The organism is Abiotrophia sp., from assembly GCF_057275535.1.
This window is the reverse complement of sequence record NZ_DBHIRJ010000010.1, coordinates 26842-43674: the sequence shown is the minus strand read 5'-3', so window position 1 is coordinate 43674 and position 16833 is coordinate 26842. Positions and strand designations below refer to the sequence as shown.

At 46.6% G+C, this 16833-nt stretch carries 19 protein-coding genes and 1 tRNA gene; 19 read left to right on the top strand and 1 reads right to left on the bottom strand.

Translation table 11 applies throughout. From position 1 onward, the window contains the following. The first annotated feature begins 39 nt into the window (after nucleotides 1–39). Both ACO53F_RS08310 and ACO53F_RS08305 read left to right on the top strand, forming a co-directional pair. Nucleotides 40–903, top strand: a complete 864-nt coding sequence (locus ACO53F_RS08310; RefSeq protein WP_485138056.1) for a hypothetical protein — start codon at nucleotides 40–42, stop codon at nucleotides 901–903. Then, on the top strand, nucleotides 904–1377 hold the full coding sequence (locus ACO53F_RS08305) for a YaiI/YqxD family protein (RefSeq protein ID WP_485138055.1): 474 nt from the start codon (nucleotides 904–906) through the stop codon (nucleotides 1375–1377). 69 nt (nucleotides 1378–1446) lie between these two features. Here the strand turns inward: ACO53F_RS08305 and ACO53F_RS08300 are convergent, their stop codons facing one another. Further along, nucleotides 1447–2232, bottom strand: coding sequence for a DeoR/GlpR family DNA-binding transcription regulator (locus ACO53F_RS08300; protein ID WP_485138054.1), 786 nt, complete (start codon nucleotides 2230–2232; stop codon nucleotides 1447–1449). A 187-nt stretch (nucleotides 2233–2419) separates the two neighbouring features. Between ACO53F_RS08300 and ulaG the strand changes: the two genes are divergently transcribed. The 17 genes from ulaG (at nucleotide 2420) to comGB (ending at nucleotide 16822) form a co-directional block, all read left to right on the top strand. Then, nucleotides 2420–3487, top strand: a complete 1068-nt coding sequence (gene ulaG, locus ACO53F_RS08295; protein ID WP_485138053.1) for an L-ascorbate 6-phosphate lactonase — start codon at nucleotides 2420–2422, stop codon at nucleotides 3485–3487. Nucleotides 3488–3511: 24 nt separating this feature from the next. Next, a complete protein-coding gene (locus tag ACO53F_RS08290; RefSeq protein ID WP_314943443.1) occupies nucleotides 3512–3961 on the top strand; it encodes a PTS sugar transporter subunit IIA in 450 nt (149 codons plus the stop codon). Nucleotide 3962: 1 nt separating this feature from the next. After that, a complete protein-coding gene (gene ulaA / locus ACO53F_RS08285) occupies nucleotides 3963–5447 on the top strand; it encodes a PTS ascorbate transporter subunit IIC (protein ID WP_298076803.1) in 1485 nt (494 codons plus the stop codon). Nucleotides 5448–5536: 89 nt separating this feature from the next. Beyond that, nucleotides 5537–5824 carry a PTS sugar transporter subunit IIB gene (locus ACO53F_RS08280; RefSeq protein ID WP_023391861.1) on the top strand — a complete coding sequence of 96 codons (288 nt, stop codon included), beginning with the start codon at nucleotides 5537–5539 and terminating at the stop codon, nucleotides 5822–5824. A gap of 11 nt (nucleotides 5825–5835) precedes the next feature. Next, nucleotides 5836–6474 carry a 3-keto-L-gulonate-6-phosphate decarboxylase UlaD gene (locus ACO53F_RS08275; protein WP_485138052.1) on the top strand — a complete coding sequence of 213 codons (639 nt, stop codon included), beginning with the start codon at nucleotides 5836–5838 and terminating at the stop codon, nucleotides 6472–6474. 3 nt (nucleotides 6475–6477) lie between these two features. Continuing rightward, on the top strand, nucleotides 6478–7329 hold the full coding sequence (locus ACO53F_RS08270; RefSeq protein WP_485138051.1) for an L-ribulose-5-phosphate 3-epimerase: 852 nt from the start codon (nucleotides 6478–6480) through the stop codon (nucleotides 7327–7329). Then, complete coding sequence (locus tag ACO53F_RS08265) at nucleotides 7329–8042, top strand: L-ribulose-5-phosphate 4-epimerase (RefSeq protein WP_485138050.1); 714 nt, start codon at nucleotides 7329–7331, stop codon at nucleotides 8040–8042. The genes ACO53F_RS08270 and ACO53F_RS08265 overlap by 1 nt, the downstream gene beginning before the upstream one ends. A 109-nt stretch (nucleotides 8043–8151) precedes the next feature. Continuing rightward, on the top strand, nucleotides 8152–8811 hold the full coding sequence (locus ACO53F_RS08260) for a hypothetical protein (protein WP_485138049.1): 660 nt from the start codon (nucleotides 8152–8154) through the stop codon (nucleotides 8809–8811). A 126-nt stretch (nucleotides 8812–8937) separates the two neighbouring features. Continuing rightward, nucleotides 8938–9600 (top strand): hypothetical protein, encoded by a 663-nt coding sequence (locus ACO53F_RS08255; protein WP_485138048.1) that lies wholly within the window; start codon nucleotides 8938–8940, stop codon nucleotides 9598–9600. A gap of 110 nt (nucleotides 9601–9710) precedes the next feature. Next, nucleotides 9711–9782: transfer RNA gene (locus tag ACO53F_RS08250), tRNA-Arg, on the top strand. A 223-nt stretch (nucleotides 9783–10005) separates the two neighbouring features. Next, nucleotides 10006–11535: an ATP-binding cassette domain-containing protein gene (locus tag ACO53F_RS08245; RefSeq protein WP_485138047.1), complete on the top strand. Its 1530-nt coding sequence runs from the start codon at nucleotides 10006–10008 to the stop codon at nucleotides 11533–11535. Between the two features lie 148 nt (nucleotides 11536–11683). Then, entirely contained in the window at nucleotides 11684–12127 is a 444-nt protein-coding gene (locus ACO53F_RS08240; RefSeq protein WP_314330447.1) for an HIT family protein, read from the top strand. Beyond that, the gene (locus ACO53F_RS08235; protein ID WP_314050268.1) at nucleotides 12127–12477 is read left to right on the top strand and encodes a YtxH domain-containing protein; all 351 of its coding nucleotides are present in this window, start codon (nucleotides 12127–12129) and stop codon (nucleotides 12475–12477) included. Before ACO53F_RS08240 ends, ACO53F_RS08235 begins: the two co-directional genes overlap by 1 nt. A 100-nt stretch (nucleotides 12478–12577) precedes the next feature. Beyond that, a complete protein-coding gene (locus ACO53F_RS08230; RefSeq protein WP_485138046.1) occupies nucleotides 12578–13555 on the top strand; it encodes a peptidylprolyl isomerase in 978 nt (325 codons plus the stop codon). Nucleotides 13556–13637: 82 nt separating this feature from the next. Further along, the gene (locus ACO53F_RS08225) at nucleotides 13638–14183 is read left to right on the top strand and encodes a Gx transporter family protein (RefSeq protein ID WP_485138045.1); all 546 of its coding nucleotides are present in this window, start codon (nucleotides 13638–13640) and stop codon (nucleotides 14181–14183) included. A gap of 547 nt (nucleotides 14184–14730) precedes the next feature. Then, complete coding sequence (comGA, locus tag ACO53F_RS08220; protein WP_485138044.1) at nucleotides 14731–15789, top strand: competence type IV pilus ATPase ComGA; 1059 nt, start codon at nucleotides 14731–14733, stop codon at nucleotides 15787–15789. Further along, on the top strand, nucleotides 15776–16822 hold the full coding sequence (gene comGB, locus ACO53F_RS08215) for a competence type IV pilus assembly protein ComGB (protein ID WP_485138043.1): 1047 nt from the start codon (nucleotides 15776–15778) through the stop codon (nucleotides 16820–16822). Before comGA ends, comGB begins: the two co-directional genes overlap by 14 nt. The last annotated feature ends 11 nt before the right edge of the window (nucleotides 16823–16833 follow it).

The following is a 16833-nucleotide window of genomic DNA, read 5'->3' as shown; positions in this document are numbered from 1 at the left end:
ATACTAGAGAGGTAGAATTCAATGAAAGTAGGAACCCGCATGTCCACAAAAGCATTTCCCCTTAATTACTTTGCTGCCATGGCAGGACCAGTGTCGGCCTTCAAGGAGCGGCAACCTCTCAAACTCAGACAGACCCTAGCTGTTATTCTCTTGATTATTAGCGTCATGATTCTGCCCATTGCGGTTAAAATTGGCCAGCTCAAGATCGTCAGTTTGGAGCAATTTGCTTCTCAGTCTATGGCCCTGCTAGACGACCAAGTAGCGGAGCAACTGGCTCATTATGCGACAGGCCCCCAAGGTCAGCTGGTCATGCCTAGCCAAGACATCAGTCTGCGTGACGATGACCAAGGCCGTGTCTTGCTGCTGGCTCAAGATGATAGCCAGCAGCTAGAAGCCAGCCTGTCAGGCAAGCCGGGGGTAGCCTTCACACCTGAACGTTTCGTGGTGACGGCGGCAGGCAATCGCTTCTTGTCCCAGCCTTATGACCCAGAAGCTGACTTTAGACCGGCTACTAGCGCCGACAGTCTCAACCGGCTCCTATCTGGCCAGTGGTTCCAAAATAATCGCCTAGCCATTATTCTGACCATCTTGATTAATTCCTGGCTCTTGCTAGCGGTCAGCTTCCTGATCATGCTCTTTGGTGTGGCGGGCTTCCTGTCCTTTATGAAATTCACGGATATCTTCTCCATTAAGTCTTATGGCCAGGCCTTCCGGGTCTGCCTCAACTGCTTTGGTTGGCCAACCTTGGTGGCCGTCCTGGTAGGCTTTGTGACGGGCAACCCAGCCCATGTCCTAACGGGATTGGGCATTGCCTTTATGGCTATGATTATGTGGGTTTACTGGGCGACGCATTTCCAAGATGCCTATGTAGAAGCCAAGTTGGCGGCCCAGGAGGATAAGTAGATGCGGATTCTGCTGGATGGGGATGCCTGTCCTGTTAAGGCCGAGGCCATTAGCCTAGCCGCCAAATGGGACTTGCCCGTCATCATCGTGGCCTCCTATAACCATGTCAGCAAGACCGATTATCCGGCCCATGTTGAGACCGTTTATGTGGAGCGGGGTGCCGACCAGGCTGACTATAAGATTGTCGCCTTGGTTAAGGCGGGCGATATTGTGGTCACCCAGGACTATGGTCTGGCAACCATTCTCCTTAACAAGGCCATTGTCTTGCATCACATGGGCTGGTGCTACCGGCCAGAAGCCATGGACCAGCTCCTGACTCAACGTTATATGGGCCAGGTCAGCCGGCGCAAGACGGGACGCTACGGAGGCAAGGGGCCCAAGCCCTTTAGTCGCCAGGACCGGGAGCGTTTCTGGGCCTCGCTAGAAGCCATCATTAGACAAGAAAAGCATCAAGAAAAGGGAGCCGGCCAGTGAGCTTGCTCCCTTTTGCTATATAAAAAGTCAAGCCCCACTTGCATAAGACTAGCAAGTGGGGCTTGTGCTTCAGATAGCTTCATCAATTTGAATGACGGTCACGCCGGCCTCTTCGATTTCCTTGAGGCGGGCAGGGTCGCCATAGGTGTCGGTAATGAGGATGTCGATCTTTTGAATGCCAGCTACCTGGAAGTTGGAGGTGACACCAATCTTGCGGTAATCGGCTACCACGATGACCAAGCCGTGAGAGTTCTGGACCATGAGTTGGTTGACCTTGGACTCGCGGAAGTCGCCGGTGGTAATGCCGACTTGGGCGTTTATGCCGGAGCAGCCCATAATGCAGATATTGGCATTGATATGGCGCAGGGAATCAGCCGCCAGTTCGCCGACCAGGGCCGCCTTAGGAAAATGAATCTCCCCCCCTGACAGGATAATGGTCGAACTTGGGTGCATTTCCTGTTCGCTCATGCGCAGGTTGTTGGTGACCACCGTGACTGGCGTCTCCTTGACATAGTCCATGACGTGCATGGCGGTGGTGGAGGTGTTCATATAGATGGTCATCTTTTCTTCTATATAAGTAGCGGCTTTTTCAGCGATGGCCTGTTTGATTTGTTCGATATGGGGGTTTTGGGTATCGCCCTCGAAAAAGGGCACCTCATTGAGGATGGCATAACCATGGTGGCGTTCGATGATACCCATCTTAGCCAGCAGGTTCAAGTCGCGCCGCACCGTCATAGTAGACACCTTGGCCAGTTGGGCTAGGCTTTCGACGGTTAGACTCTTGCTAGGTGATTGGTTGAGGGCCTGAATCATCAAATCACGCCGTTGACGAACATCTTGGACGGAACGTTTCATGGTGGACACTTCTTTCTGGTAATCTATAATGACATTTTACCACAAAACAAGCATAAAACAAACATCGAACACGCTAAAAGCACATTAAATGTTAAAACGAACATAAAATTAACTTGTAAGCGGTGCCTGATTGCGTTATCATAGACATGTAAACATCACTAGACACAAGTTAATGGGGGTAATAATGATGAGAACAATCCAAGATGTAACAAAGGATACCTGGTTGCGCGAGACCTTCCCAGAGTGGGGAACTTGGCTCAACGAAGAAATTCGTGACAAACAAGTAGAGCCAAATTCTTTCGCTATGTGGTGGTTAGGCTGTACAGGGATTTGGATCAAATCCGATCAAGGCACTAACATCCTTTGCGATCTCTGGACCGGTACAGGTAAACGCAGTCACGGGGCCGGCAACATGAAGAAAGGCCACCAAATGATGCGTATGTCTGGGGTAGAAAAACTCCAACCAAACTTACGTAACCAACCATTCGTCCTGGATCCATTCGAAATCGAAGGCGTGGACGCTTTGGTGGTAACGCACATTCACTCCGACCACTTAGACATTAACACGGCAGCGGCTGTGGCTAAGAACTGCCCAGAGGCTAAATTCGTAGGTCCTAAAGCCGTGGTTGATACCTGGCTCAAATGGGGTGTCCCAGCAGAACGTACCGTGGTAGTGCGTCCTAACGAATCCGTTAAGATTAAGGACATCGAAGTCGTGGCCTTAGAAGCCTTCGACCGGACAGCCTTAGTGACTTGGGATGGTGACCCTGAATATGAACTTAAGGGTAAAATGCCACAAGACATGGACCTAATCGCCGTCAACTACCTCTTCAAAACTTCAGGTGGTAACATCTACCATGCCGGCGACTCTCACTTCTCTAACATGTTCGCCAAACACGGTAACGAACACAAGATTGATGTCTGCTTAGGTGCATTTGGTGAAAACCCTCGTGGGATTACCGACAAGATGACCTCTGTTGATATCTTGCGTATGGCTGAGTGCTTGAATGCCCGCGTAGTCATCCCAGTTCACCACGATATCTGGACTAACTTCATGGCTGACACCGATGAAATCTTAGCCCTCTGGAACATGAAGAAAGATCGCCTACAATATGGCTTCCAACCATTTATCTGGCAAGTAGGGGGTCAATACAACTACCCACAAGACTTGAACAAGTTAGAATTTAACTTCTACCGTGGCTTCGACGATGCCTTCAGCAAGGAAAACGACGTGCCATTCCCATCCTTCTTATAAGACTGAGCTAGAGGAGATTGACTTATGTTAAGAGAAATTATTGACGGCAATCGTTTCAGCTTCCAGGCTGGCTACGATTCCTGGGAAGATGCCATTCGCGCTGCCTGTGAGCCCTTAGTGGCTCAGGGCGTGATTGAGCCAGAATATCCAGGCTACATCATTGCTAATGTCCATGAATTCGGACCTTACATCGTGATTGCGCCGGACATCTGCATTCCCCATGCCCAAGAGGGAAGAGGGGTGAATGAAACCGCCGTTGCCTTTATGAATACAGACAAGCCAGTTGACTTCGGTCCTGGCGCTGATTTCCAACCTCGCCTTTTCTTCGTCTTGGCATCTACAGACAATGAGAAGCACTTGGAAAACCTCTCTGAACTCGTGACCTTGCTCGATTCAGAAGAAGTAGTTGAGGCCTTTGTTAAGGCCCGCAGCAAGGAAGACTTACAATCTATTTTAGAGGGATTAGGTGAATAATATGGAATTTTTATTCGGTTTCTGGCAGTTTTTCTATGCCAACATCTTTACCAAGCCTGAATACTTTGTCGGGCTGATTGTCTTAGTTGGTTATTTACTCTTAGGCCGCAAATGGTATGATGCCCTAGCTGGTTTCATCAAAGCCGTGGTCGGTTATATGATTTTGAACGTGGCAGCCGGCGGTTTGGTGTCTAACTTCCGTCCAATCTTGGTCGCTTTGGCTGACCGTTTCCAATTACAAGCAGCGGTTATCGACCCATACTTCGGGCAAGCTGCGGCTGAAGCAGCTTTGAAAGAAGCAGGTCACGCCACTGGTTTGACCGTTCAAGTGCTCTTAGTGGCCTTCTTGGCTAACTTAGCCTTAGTCATCTTCCGTCGTTTTACCAAGGTGCGTACCGTCTTCATTACCGGTCACATCATGGTTCAACAATCTGCAACAGCTACCTGGCTCTTAGCCTTGGCTTTGGGCAATGACGTCAACCAATTACAATTCGTGCTTGTCTTAGGGATTGTCCTTGGGGTTTACTGGGCAGTGGCATCTAACCTTACCGTGGAACCTACTCAAGAACTCACTGAAGGTGGCGGCTTCGCTATCGGTCACCAACAAATGTTTGGTATTTGGTTAACTGACAAGTTAGCACCAAAACTCTCTGGTAAGAATGACCGTAAGATTGAAGATTTGGAATTGCCTGGTTTCTTGTCTATCTTCAAGGAATCCATCGTGGCAACTTCTATCTTGATGATTGTCTTCTTCGGAGCCATCCTCTTAATCTTAGGAAAAGACTACTTAGTCAGCGTCAATGGGCAAGAAATTCTCAAGCTCAAGATGACGACCCTCAAGGAAACAGACGACTTCTTCTTCTACATTATGAAGGTTGCCTTAACCTTCACTGTCTACATCCAAGTATTGCAACTTGGGGTGCGGATGTTCGTCGCGGAATTATCTGAAGCCTTCCAAGGGATCTCTAACAAACTCTTGCCAGGTTCTATGCCAGCGGTTGACTGTGCGGCTGTCTACGGTTTTGGTTCACCAAACGCTGTGACTGTCGGCTTCCTCTTCGGGGTATTAGGTCAATTAGTGGCTATCATCGGTTTGATTGTCTTCAAGAGCCCTGTCTTCATCATCACTGGGTTCGTGCCTGTTTTCTTCGACAACGCGACCTTCGCTGTCTATGCTAACCACAAGGGTGGCTTGCGTGCAGCCTCTATCTTAACCTTCGCGTCAGGGGTCATCCAAGTATTAGGTGGGGCCTTGGCAGCAGGTGCCTTCGGCTTAGCTAAATACGGCGGTTGGCACGGTAACTTCGACTGGGACACTGTCTGGGTTGGGTTCGGTTTCTTGATGCAAAACTTACACTATGTAGGTTTGGCTGTCGTATTAGTAATCCTCTTGGCAATTCCTCAATTGCAATACCTCAAGAACAAGGAACACTACTTCACTATTGCAGAAGATTACGAAGCCTATTTAGAAGCAAAAGAAGCTTAATCGTAGTATAATAAAAACGTGGATGGCTTGACTGCGCTTACACCGGTCAAGCCATACCAATTTAAGAATGAAAAAGGAGCGAATAAAAAATGAAAGTATTAGCAGCATGTGGTTCAGGGATGGGTTCAAGCCAAATTATTAAGATGAAGATTACCAATGTCTTCCGCAAAATCGGTGTACCTTTGGAGATCCACCACTGTGCAATCGCCGAAGCAAAATCCTTGGCTAAGGGCTATGATGTAGTGATCTGCTCCAAAGCTTTAATTGATGTCTTCGATGGCTTAGACTTACCAAACACTAAAGTCATTGGCTTACAAAACCTCTTATCTGAAAAAGAAATCACTGAGAAATTAGCTGAAAACGGCATTGGTGCCTAAGGGGGTTAACCATGGGAATTCCTAATTTACAAGTTGCCTTAGACCATTCTAATCGTCCTGATGCCGTAGCGGCTGCCGTATCAGTCGGCCATGAAGTCGACATTATCGAAGCAGGGACCGTGCTCTTACTGGAAGTAGGGGGCGAAGTGGTTCAAACCCTGCGTAAAATCTTCCCAGACAAAATCATCGTCGCCGACACCAAGTGTGCCGATGCAGGTGGGACTGTGGCTAAGAACGTGGCCAAGTACGGGGCTGACTGGATGACCTGTATCTGTAGCGCCACCATTCCAACCATGAAGGCCGCAGCCAAAGAAGTTAAGGAAATCCAAGTCGAACTTTACGGTGACTGGACTTATGAGCATGCTCAACAATGGTTAGACGCTGGTATCAGCCAAGCCATCTACCACCAAAGTCGTGACGCCCTCCTAGCAGGTGAAACCTGGGGTGAGCGCGACCTGAGCAAGGTTAAGAAATTAATCGAAATGGGCTTCCGTGTCTCTGTAACAGGTGGCCTCAACGTGGACACCTTGGAACTCTTCCGTGGCGTCGATGTCTACACCTTCATTGCCGGTCGTGGCATTACGGAAGCAGCAGATCCTGCTGCCGCAGCCCGCGAGTTCAAGGACAAGATCCGCGAGATCTGGGGTTAGGCTATGACAACATTTGGTATTTATGAGAAGGCCCTACCTAAGGGCATTTCCTGGCAGGAGCGGCTAGAGTTAGCGGCCTCCTTGGGCTTCGACTTCGTTGAAATGTCCATTGACGAGACCGATGAGCGTCTGGCCCGCCTGCAATGGACCGATCAAGAGATTGAAGCCGTCAACCAAGCCCAAGGCTCAACCGGTGTTCGCATCTATTCCATCTGCTTATCCGGTCATCGCCGCTATCCATTTGGGTCGGCTGATCCTGCTAAGCGCCAAAAGGCCTTGGAAATGATGCAGGAATGTGTGGACTTAGCGGTTAAGTTAGGCGTCCGCAACATCCAATTGGCTGGCTATGATGTCTACTATGAAGACAAGACTGTGCTGTCGCGTGAGCTCTTTATCCAGAACCTAGACAAGGCGGTTAAGATGGCGGCTGCCAAACAAGTCATGCTGTCCATCGAGATTATGGATGATCCTTTCATTAACTCCCTGTCTAAATTCATGGAAATCAAGCAACAAATCAAGTCGCCATGGCTACAAGCCTATCCTGACTTGGGTAACTTGTCAGCTTGGCCAGAAAACAATCCAGGTTACGAACTAGAGAAGGGGATTGACCACATTGTGGCTGTCCATGTCAAGGACACCAAGAATGTGACCCCAGACTTCCCAGGCCAATTCAAGTGTGTGCCATGGGGCGAGGGCGATGTCGACTTCTTAGGCTGCCTTAAGACCCTTAAGCGCTTAGGTTATGAAGGGACCTTCCTCTTCGAGATGTGGAGTGAGACCGACGACCAGCCCGCTGAACGTATCAAGGAAGCACAAGCCTTCCTAAAACCAATCTTTGAGGAGGCAGGATACTAATGAATCGTGAAGAAATCATTGCCAAAATGAAAGAACGCGTCTTCAATGCTAACTTGCAATTACCTGAATGGGGCTTGGTTCAATTAACTTGGGGTAATGCCTCTGAAGTTAACCGCGACTTAGGCGTTATTGTCATCAAGCCAAGTGGCGTTGACTACAAGCAGATGACACCTGACCAAATGGTGGTGACCGACTTAGACGGCAAGCCACTGGAGGCTGACGGCTATCGCCCATCATCTGACCTGCCAACCCATGTGGTGCTGTATAGGGCCTTTCCTGGCGTCAATGCCGTGGTCCACACCCACAGTAAGTATGCGGTTTGTTGGGCTCAAGCTGGGCGTGATTTACCTTGCTACGGGACGACACATGCCGATACCTTCTATGGGCCAGTGCCATTAACCCGGCATTTGACTGAGACAGAAGTGGCGGAAGCCTACGAAGTCAATACGGGGGTGGTCATCGCGGACACCTTCAAGGAACGCAACTTGGATCCATTGGCAGTACCAGGCGTCTTGGTTCAAGGACATGGACCTTTCACTTGGGGGCCAAGTATTCAAAAGGCCATCGAGAACAGCTTGGTATTGGATGAGGTCTGCCATATGGCCCTGGAAACAGAAGCCATTAACCCAGATATTCAACCTCTACCACAATATGTGCTGGACAAACACTATTTCCGTAAACACGGGGCCAATGCCTACTACGGACAAAAATAAGCAAAACAAGGCTAGGGCGGGGGCCCTAGCCTTTTGTATGAATCTCAACTTGTATTATGATTCTCAATAAGATATAATTAAATTATCAACATGTAAAGGTGGTCATTGAATGAAAAAAGTTCTCCTATCTGCAGCTGTTGCCTTAAGCTTAGTTGGCGCCCTAGCTCCAACCGTCTTGGTAGCGGCAGAAAGTTCATCAAGTTCCTCCAGCGCTTCTAGCGAGGCTGCTTCTTCTAGCTCAGCAGAATCTTCAAGCAAGAAAAAATCTCATTCAGAAGCGGACAAGGCTAACTGGGGTAAACGCAGCACACCAGTTCCTTTAGGCCAAGAAAAGGAAGTTCAATATAAAGACTATATTGGAGGTAAAAAGGTTGATGTAACGGCTAAGCTTACCGTCTTAGAAGTTCTCAAGGGCAAAGAAGCTGAAGCTAAACTAATAGAGTTTGAAAGCTATAACAAAGAAGCTATCAAAATGTTGGATAGTAAATATGAGTTAAACTTGATTAAACTCAAATTTGTTTATGAAAAGGGCGACGAAGATGAGCCTTTAAAAACGCCTTACCGACCAAAAGTATTTGATGCCAAAGGTAAGGAAGTTAAGGTGGATTTCTATGCGGATGTGCCAAACGAGAAGAAGTTCTCCTCTATTGAACTCTATCCAGGTAGTGACCATGAAGGTTATGTGATAGTAGCTGTTCCTAAAGGTGGCGACTATTCAATTTCCTATGACTTTGGCAAGCCTGTTTTCTTCAGTACGACTAAGGAATAGACGCAGACAAGTCCGGCTAGGGCCGAGAGCCTGAGCCGGGCTTTATAATTGACAGTCAAGTCTTTATTGTCAGGTAATTGGTAATAAGCTATAATCTATTTATTAAGATGTAAAGGCGGTTATGGAATGAAAAAAAGACTCCTATCAGCAGTTTTAGTCCTAAGCCTAGTAGGTGCTGTGGCCCCAACCTTCTCGGTGGCAGCTGAAAGCTCTTCAAGTTCTTCTAGCATTTCTAGCGAAGCTGCTTCCTCTAGCTCAACAGAATCTTCTAGCAAGAAGAAAGCTCATTCAGAAGCTGATAAAGACAAGTGGGGCAAGCCTGATAGTCCCGTGCCTTTGGGACAAGAAAAGGAAATTACCTATAAGGAATATTTTGGCGATCAAAAGGTGATGACCACCATTAAGCTTTCAGTTCTAGAAGTTCTTAAGGGCAAAGAAGCTCAAGATAAATTACTAGAATTTAGTGATTCAAATCAAGGTGACATTGACCAGTTGGATAGTAAGTATGAATATCATCTAATTAAGGTCAAATTAGTCTATAAAAAAGGCGACGAAGATTATCCTTTAGACACTATCGAAATGTTTCCAAGAGTTTTGGATCTTAAGGGTAAGCAAATTGAGCAAGAGGTCTTTCCAAGCATTCCAAAAGAGCGCATGTTTTTAGACTATAGTCTCTTTCCAGGTACTGAACATGAAGGCTATATTGCGATTATGGTCCCAAAAGACAGTGATTATACGATCTCCTTCAACCTTAGCGACCCTGTTTTCTTCAGCACAACTAAGGAATAAGATGATTCAGTCCGGATGGGGCCAAGCCTCGTCCGGGCTCTTCTTATGCCAAAATTCCAGGGGAAAGACCTTGCCAAAAACCACCTTCTGTGGTAAGATAATCAAGTACTGTCGCCGTAGTGTAAAGGATATCACACAAGATTCCGGTTCTTGTAATGGGGGTTCGATTCCCTCCGGCGATGTATGGAAAGCCCCTCTTCGTGAGGGGCTTTTTTGTACTTAAAATAATCAGATGAAGACAAAGAACAAATTGAAACTTGAACTATGCGACAAGAGTTGACATTTACCTTAACAAGGGTACAATATTAGTAAGTATAAGATTAAAAAAAGATGATAAAATAAGGTGTTATCTAATTATAGCTAACAAGGCTATAGGGTCCGTATTTTGGCTAGGAGGAGACATTTATGAGACAGTACCATCTACCTGCACAAAATATTGAAATTAAAGATCGTGTCTTATTTAAGTCGCCACCTTTAGTAATAAATGAAGGAGATGTTATAGGCATCATTGGTAAAAATGGTAGTGGGAAATCCACTTTATTAGCCTCTATAGCTAAAATATGCGAAAAACAAGGTCTAACAAGTGTTCTTTCTACTTTCTCCAATTTGGCCGATATAGGTAAAAGTGGTGGTGAGACCGTCATGGATAAAATGGTGTCTACTTTGAAAGAAACGAATTGCCTTTATCTATTGGATGAGCCTACTACCTTTCTTGACGTAAACAATATAGCTAATTTGATTGCCCTGATAGAAAGAAACCATGGAACTTTTTGCATTGTAAGTCATGACCGTGATTTGTTACGTCGTATCTGTAATAAGATATGGGCGATTGAGAAAGGGCAGCTTACTGAATATGAAGGTAATTACGATCAATATCAAGATCAGCTCCTGATTAGGCAACAAGAATATCAGGCCGACCTTAAGAAATATCATCAAGAGACAAAACGTCTAAAACAGACCATTCAAGCCCAGTATGAAGAGCAAGAACGCAAAAGTAAGAAGCCTAGAAAGCTTAGTCCATCAGAATATCGAATCACAGGTATGAAAACAAAACTTGCAGTAAAAAATAAGAAAAGTCATAAGGCACGTTTACAATTAGTAGATAGATTGCAAGCAATGGATAAGCCAGAGCCTGTTACCGAGCAGTATGATGTCTCTTTCTTAACTTATTCGCAAAAGAATATCAATCAAACGCTTTATATCCCGCCCAAAAGATCTACCGTTCAAGGAAAAGTACTTTGGGATTTACCTGCGCTTACCTTGATGAGTGGGCAAAAACTTGCTATTACAGGGAATAATGGAACTGGGAAGACTAGCTATCTTAATTATGTTAATTCAATTATCCCTAGCCACTATCGAAAGGGCTACTTTCAACAGCAGAACTCAGATAGTCAAGATGATGATCGTACCCTCTACCAAATGGTTCGTGATGTGTCCTCATTAAGCCAGCATGAATTGCGAACTATGATGGCAGTGTTAAATTTTAAAACATATAATATTGAGACTAGGGTGAATCAGCTTAGTAGTGGAGAGAGAGCTAAGTGTCAGTTACTCTGCTTACTGATTCAAGATTTAGATGTTCTACTTGTCGATGAAGCAACAAACTTTTTAGATATAAAGGCGCTTGAAGCATTAGAACACATACTTAAGAAGTTTCCAGGCATCCTACTCTTTGTAAGTCATGATACTACTTTTGTCTCATCCCTTGCGACTTCTGAGCTAAGTTTAGATCATCAGATATTATCAAGTAGTCGGACTGATAGTTGTGAACAAGATACAAGAAATAAGAGAAGTGGTCGTAAAGATGAGCTGACAATACTAGAATTCAGAATTAGTTCGCTATTGAGTCAGTTGTCAGTCAATCCAAATGCAGAGTTAGAAGAAGAATATCAAAAGTTGTTAGCTGAAAGAAATAAGTTAAGTAAACTAAGATAGAGTAAACCGCCCTTATTAGGACGGTTTTTAATATCCAGGATAGAAAGTCCACATACTGCTCTAGCAATCAGCAACTCAATCCTTTTCCATACACTTTCACCCACATTTATGGTAGACTAGCATCATAGAATGTGAGGAGGCGACTGCCATGACAGATTGTATTTTTTGCAAGATAATTGAAGGCCAGATTCCCAGTGCCAAGGTCTATGAAGATGAGGATGTCTACGCCTTTTTAGATATTACCCAGGTGACGCCGGGCCATACCCTGGTGATTCCTAAGACCCATGTGGCTAATATTTTTGAATATGATGAGGACTTGGCGGCTAAGGTCATGACCAAGTTGCCTAAGATTAGCCGGGCAGTCCGCCGTGCCTTTCCTGATATGTTGGGGCTTAATATCCTCAATAACAATGGTCAGGCGGCCGGCCAGACGGTTTTCCACTCCCATATTCACTTAATTCCCCGCTATCAAGGGGACAGCGATGGCTTTGGTTGGTCCTTCGCCGACAACAGCAAGTCTTACACATCAGAAGAATTTAGCGCTCGGGCGGCTGCCATTGCCAGCGCCTTAGCACAAGAGGAGGAAGCATAATGGGTAAATTTACACGCGGGTTCGTCTTAGGCGCTTTGGCGGCTGGGGCTTGGACGCTATTTAATGTCAAACAAGATGGGGCGACTACTCGCCGCCAGCTTAAGTCTTATGTCAATGATTTCTGTCAGGATAGCCAACAACTGGGGCAAGATACTTGCCGTATTCGCCAGGCATTGCACGAGGTAACTGACAAGGGCTTGCCGCTCTTACAGTCAACGGTAGGGGAAGTACAGACGCTCTTCCGTCGTTTTCAGGAATCCAATGGGCCACGCATCCGTCGCACCCAGGAAAAAGTTGAAAAACTTAACTCGGATTTAGAAGAAGCCCAGGAAAATGTGAAAAATTCATAATCTTTTCATGGATTTTCGACTTCTTCATACTCATTTCATGGTAAATGTGGTATAGTAGTACAGTAATCAAAAATTTAAAGTTATATAGGGGATTGATTAAATGAAAAAAATAACTCTTAACCGCATGATGGCTTTTGCCTCAGTATTGGTTTTATCAGGTGCTCTTGCTAATACATCGACTATCGCTTACGCGCAAGACAACATTGCTACTGTGGGTGACCAAACCATTACCAAGGAAGATCTCTACAACCAAATGAAAAAAGACGCAGGTTTAGTGACCTTGCGTTCAATGATTTTACAAAAGGTATTGGAAATGAATGCATCTAACGCTGCTGACCTCAAGAAGCAAGCCGAAGATGAAGTCGCTAAGCAAATTGAAAAAGTAGGTGGCGAAGAGAAGTTCCAAGAACTCTTAACCTACCAAAAATTAGGTTCAGTTGAAGACTTCAAGAACCAAATCTACATCCGCAACCTCTTCAACGAAGTGGTTTCTAAGCAAATCGACCAATCTGATGCAGCCATCGAAGACTACTACAACAACACTTACCAACCTAAGATGGAAGCTCAACACATCTTGGTTGACACTGAAGAAGAAGCAAAAGACATCATCTCTAAGTTAGATGCTGGCGAAAACTTCGACGAGTTAGCTAAGACCTACTCTAAAGACGGGTCTGCCCAACAAGGGGGTCTCTTATCACCTTTTACTTCAGGTCAAATGGTTAAGGAATTTGAAGATGGGGTTAAGGGTCAAGCTAATGGCGAGTACACTAAGACACCGGTTAAAAGTAAGTTCGGTTACCACATCATCAAGACCATCAACAATGGGGAGAAGAAACCATTTGCTGACATCAAAGAAGATGTGAAGAAAGAATACCTTGACAGCAAGCTTAAAGACCAAAAATTCTCTTACAAGATTATTGGGAAATTAATCGAAGCAGCTAAGGTTCAAATCGACGACGCTGACTTGAAGGATGCAGTCAAAGAGTTAGTAGACTTAGCTAACCAACCAGATGACGTAAGCAGCCAAGATGCGCCATCAACCACTCCAGATGCTTCAAGCGAGTCTTCAAGCAACTAATTGGCTTTAATTGACTTTTGCGCCTTAGGCTGACTAGGGCGCAATTTTTCTATTTAATCTCGGCTTAGAAAGGAGGGTGCCCATGCAGCGCCACGGCCATCGGATCTTGGTCTATCTCTCGCTTTTGGTCGCCCAAGGGGTGGTCATTAGCATATTTGAACGTATGTTGCCGTCGCCTTTTGTCTTTGCGCCGGGGGCCAAACTAGGTTTGGCCAATATTGTCACGCTCTTGGCCCTTTTCACCTTGACGCCGCGCCAGAGTTTCCAGGTAGTCAGCCTGCGTTTACTAGTCACCCTCCTGGTAGGGGGGACCTTCTCCATGTTCTTCTATTCCTTGGCGGGGTCCTACCTGTCTTTCGGGGCTATGCTCTTGGTCAAGCAGCTGGGGCCTAAGCGGGTTTCGGTCATTGGACTCTCCATACTGGGAGGCATGGTCTTCAATGTGGGCCAGTTGTCAGTAGCCGCCTGGTTCGCCCGCTCTTGGACCCTCTTCAACTATCTGCCCTGGCTCAGTCTAGGGGGCTGTCTGGCCGGGCTAGCTGTCGGGGTCTTGGGCTACTATCTCTTGGAAAACAACCACACCTTACAATACTACCAGCAGGTCAGCCAGAAGGAGACCTGGTTTTAGCAGGATGGGACTTAGGTCCCGTCCTTTTTTTATACTTATATAATATTTGTATATTAGCTAAATAAGAAAAATAAAGTATTCTCTGATTTTAGATTCATTGAGTTCGCTAAGAAACTAGAAGAAAATACTTTGCTTGACGACCGTATCAGTCAGATCAAGTTGACTGTTAGAACAATGCACGCATTAAGCGAGAGAGGGTTTAACAAGCGACTTGCAAAAGGGTGATACAGCAAGTATAATTAAATCCTGAAGTGTTGAGGTAGAAAGTTCTATCACGGTGGCTAACGACCAATATCGGGAGGTGTGGGGAATACCGTCCCACCAACACTGAGTGAAGCGTCCTTTGGGGCGCTTTTTTTGTTGTTTATATAATATTTGTATATTAATAAAATAAGAAAAATAAAGTCTTCTTTGATTTTAGAATTAAGGAATTTCGCTAAAAATCAGCTATCCTACCAAAATATTGAGAAACAACATATCTAAGTCTCTAAATTCTTTCGGATAAAAGTGCCCCCTTTTGGGTATTTATAAGTGAGGGGGAAATTCTATGTCCTTAGCAATTGAAGAACAAGCCCATGATCTCATTGTTAAAGCCGTCTCCCAAGGTGTATCCGACATCCACCTGATGCCCAAGCCTGACCACTATGTCCTTTACTTTCGTCTCAATGGCCTCTTGCATGAAGAGGGCCATCAGGACCTGGACTGGGGCAAGCGGCTCATCAATTACTTCAAGTATCGGGCGGATATGGATGTGGGGGAGAAGCGTAAGCCCCAGTCGGGCGCAAGCCATCTAGAACTAGATGGACAGGCTGTGGAATTGCGTTTTTCGACCATTGGGGATGTCCACCTGCGAGAGTCTTTGGTCATTCGGGTCATCCAGTCGCAAGAGCGTCAAGGCGGGCCCTTGCTGACTTATTTTCCCAAGGACCTGGACATTCTGCGGCGCTTAATCCGACGCAAGTCGGGCCTCATCCTCTTCTCGGGGCCAGTCGGTTCGGGCAAGACTACCACCATCTATCACCTGCTTAGAGAGCGACTGCAAGAGGAGTTCATCCAGGTGATTACCATGGAAGATCCGGTGGAAATCTTCGAGCCCCGTTTCCTACAGACCCAGATAAATGAAGCGGCTGGTATCTCTTATGATGTCATGATTAAGGCTAGCCTGCGTCATCATCCGGATGTCTTAATGATTGGCGAAATCCGGGACGAAGAGACGGCTCGCATGGTCATCCGGGGTGCCTTGACCGGGCACTTGATGATTGCGACCGTCCATGCCAAGGATAGCTTGGGCGTCATGGCGCGTTTGGCTGAGCTTAGTATTAGTCAGGCTCAGCTAACCCAGACCTTGATTGGCATTGTCAGTCAACGGCTGATTCCGCGCTACTGTAGTCTCTGCCAAGCCAGTTGCCAGCTAGCTTGTCAACATCACCCGGTTGGGGCTAAGCGCTTGGCCTTGCTAGAGATTCTGTCAGGACAGGCCTTGCGCCAATATCTGACCCAGGAGCTGGCAGAGCCTGCCTATCAGACTCTGAACGACAAGCTGAGAAAGGCGTGGTCCTATGGCTTCATCGATGGGAAGGCCTACCTACAATTTGAAGTGGTTTGAGCGGCTCAATCAACCCAAGAAGCTGCCCCTAGTCCAACAAGCCTATGTCTTGTCGGTCCTAGCGGATTTGTTGGGCCAGGGCTTTGCCTTAAGCACAGCCCTACAATTTCTGGCCCTCTTAATGCCTAAGTATCAGGCCTTGCTTCTGAAGGTTGATGCGGCCTTAGTAGAAGGGCAGAGCCTAGAAAAATCCCTGGCCCAATTAGGATTTGGGACCAAAATCGTGGCTCAACTCTTCTATGCCAGTCGCCAGAATCGCCTGCAGGAGGCCTTAGTTCAAGCAGCTCAGCGCCTGCATCAGGCCCGACTCTTCCGTAAGGAAATGGCCAAGCAATTGGCCTATCCGGGTATGATGGGACTCTGTCTAGTTGGCATGCTATTCGGCATGAGAACCTTTATCTTGCCCCAGGTCACCAGCTTTATTAGCCAGGAGGTATATGAGCAGGTATGGCTAGTCCGCTTCTTAATTGGCTTTTTCACCTATTTGCCCCAACTGTCCTTGGTCTTACTGGCAGTGAGCTTGCTAGGTCTGGGAGTAGGGGGACTACTCCTGCAAAAAGCCTCTTACCTCAAGCGCTATGCCTTGCTGAGGCCCTTGCCGCTTCTAGGTAAGTGGTTATCCTGGCAGCTGACCCAGCAGGTAGCTTACGAGTTGGGATACTTTCTGGCAGGAGGCCTATCCCTTCAACAAATGTTGCAGGTCTGGATGGACTATCCAGTCGATCCTTTCCTGGCTGAACTAGCCCATTATCTGATGGCCGGCTGTCTGGAGGGGAAGCCCCTAACCCAGCAGATAAGCCAGCTAGGTCTCTTCACCCGCCAATTCCCTCTCATTATTGAGCAGGGTGAATTGACCAGCCAGCTATCAGCCAAATGCCTAGTCTATGCGGCCAAGCTAGGTCGGGATTTGCAGGAAGACATGACCAAGAAAATCCACTTTATCCAGCCTATTCTCTTTATCTTTATCGGCTTGCTGGTGGTGGCTATGTACTTGGTCATGATGCTGCCTATGTTGACTATTCAGGGCTTGTAGTTTTGCGCAAG

Coding starts and splice junctions, on each gene's coding strand:
- ACO53F_RS08280 (WP_023391861.1), top strand. CDS start 5,537: ATGAAAGTATTAGCAGCATGTGGTTCAGGGATGGGTTCAAGCCAAATT.
- ACO53F_RS08310 (WP_485138056.1), top strand. CDS start 40: ATGTCCACAAAAGCATTTCCCCTTAATTACTTTGCTGCCATGGCAGGA.
- ACO53F_RS08235 (WP_314050268.1), top strand. CDS start 12,127: ATGGGTAAATTTACACGCGGGTTCGTCTTAGGCGCTTTGGCGGCTGGG.
- ACO53F_RS08290 (WP_314943443.1), top strand. CDS start 3,512: ATGTTAAGAGAAATTATTGACGGCAATCGTTTCAGCTTCCAGGCTGGC.
- ACO53F_RS08240 (WP_314330447.1), top strand. CDS start 11,684: ATGACAGATTGTATTTTTTGCAAGATAATTGAAGGCCAGATTCCCAGT.
- ACO53F_RS08300 (WP_485138054.1), bottom strand. CDS start 2,232: ATGAAACGTTCCGTCCAAGATGTTCGTCAACGGCGTGATTTGATGATT.
- ACO53F_RS08260 (WP_485138049.1), top strand. CDS start 8,152: ATGAAAAAAGTTCTCCTATCTGCAGCTGTTGCCTTAAGCTTAGTTGGC.
- ACO53F_RS08230 (WP_485138046.1), top strand. CDS start 12,578: ATGAAAAAAATAACTCTTAACCGCATGATGGCTTTTGCCTCAGTATTG.
- ulaG (WP_485138053.1), top strand. CDS start 2,420: ATGAGAACAATCCAAGATGTAACAAAGGATACCTGGTTGCGCGAGACC.
- comGA (WP_485138044.1), top strand. CDS start 14,731: ATGTCCTTAGCAATTGAAGAACAAGCCCATGATCTCATTGTTAAAGCC.
- ACO53F_RS08245 (WP_485138047.1), top strand. CDS start 10,006: ATGAGACAGTACCATCTACCTGCACAAAATATTGAAATTAAAGATCGT.
- ACO53F_RS08255 (WP_485138048.1), top strand. CDS start 8,938: ATGAAAAAAAGACTCCTATCAGCAGTTTTAGTCCTAAGCCTAGTAGGT.
- ACO53F_RS08225 (WP_485138045.1), top strand. CDS start 13,638: ATGCAGCGCCACGGCCATCGGATCTTGGTCTATCTCTCGCTTTTGGTC.
- ACO53F_RS08265 (WP_485138050.1), top strand. CDS start 7,329: ATGAATCGTGAAGAAATCATTGCCAAAATGAAAGAACGCGTCTTCAAT.
- ACO53F_RS08275 (WP_485138052.1), top strand. CDS start 5,836: ATGGGAATTCCTAATTTACAAGTTGCCTTAGACCATTCTAATCGTCCT.
- ulaA (WP_298076803.1), top strand. CDS start 3,963: ATGGAATTTTTATTCGGTTTCTGGCAGTTTTTCTATGCCAACATCTTT.
- ACO53F_RS08270 (WP_485138051.1), top strand. CDS start 6,478: ATGACAACATTTGGTATTTATGAGAAGGCCCTACCTAAGGGCATTTCC.
- ACO53F_RS08305 (WP_485138055.1), top strand. CDS start 904: ATGCGGATTCTGCTGGATGGGGATGCCTGTCCTGTTAAGGCCGAGGCC.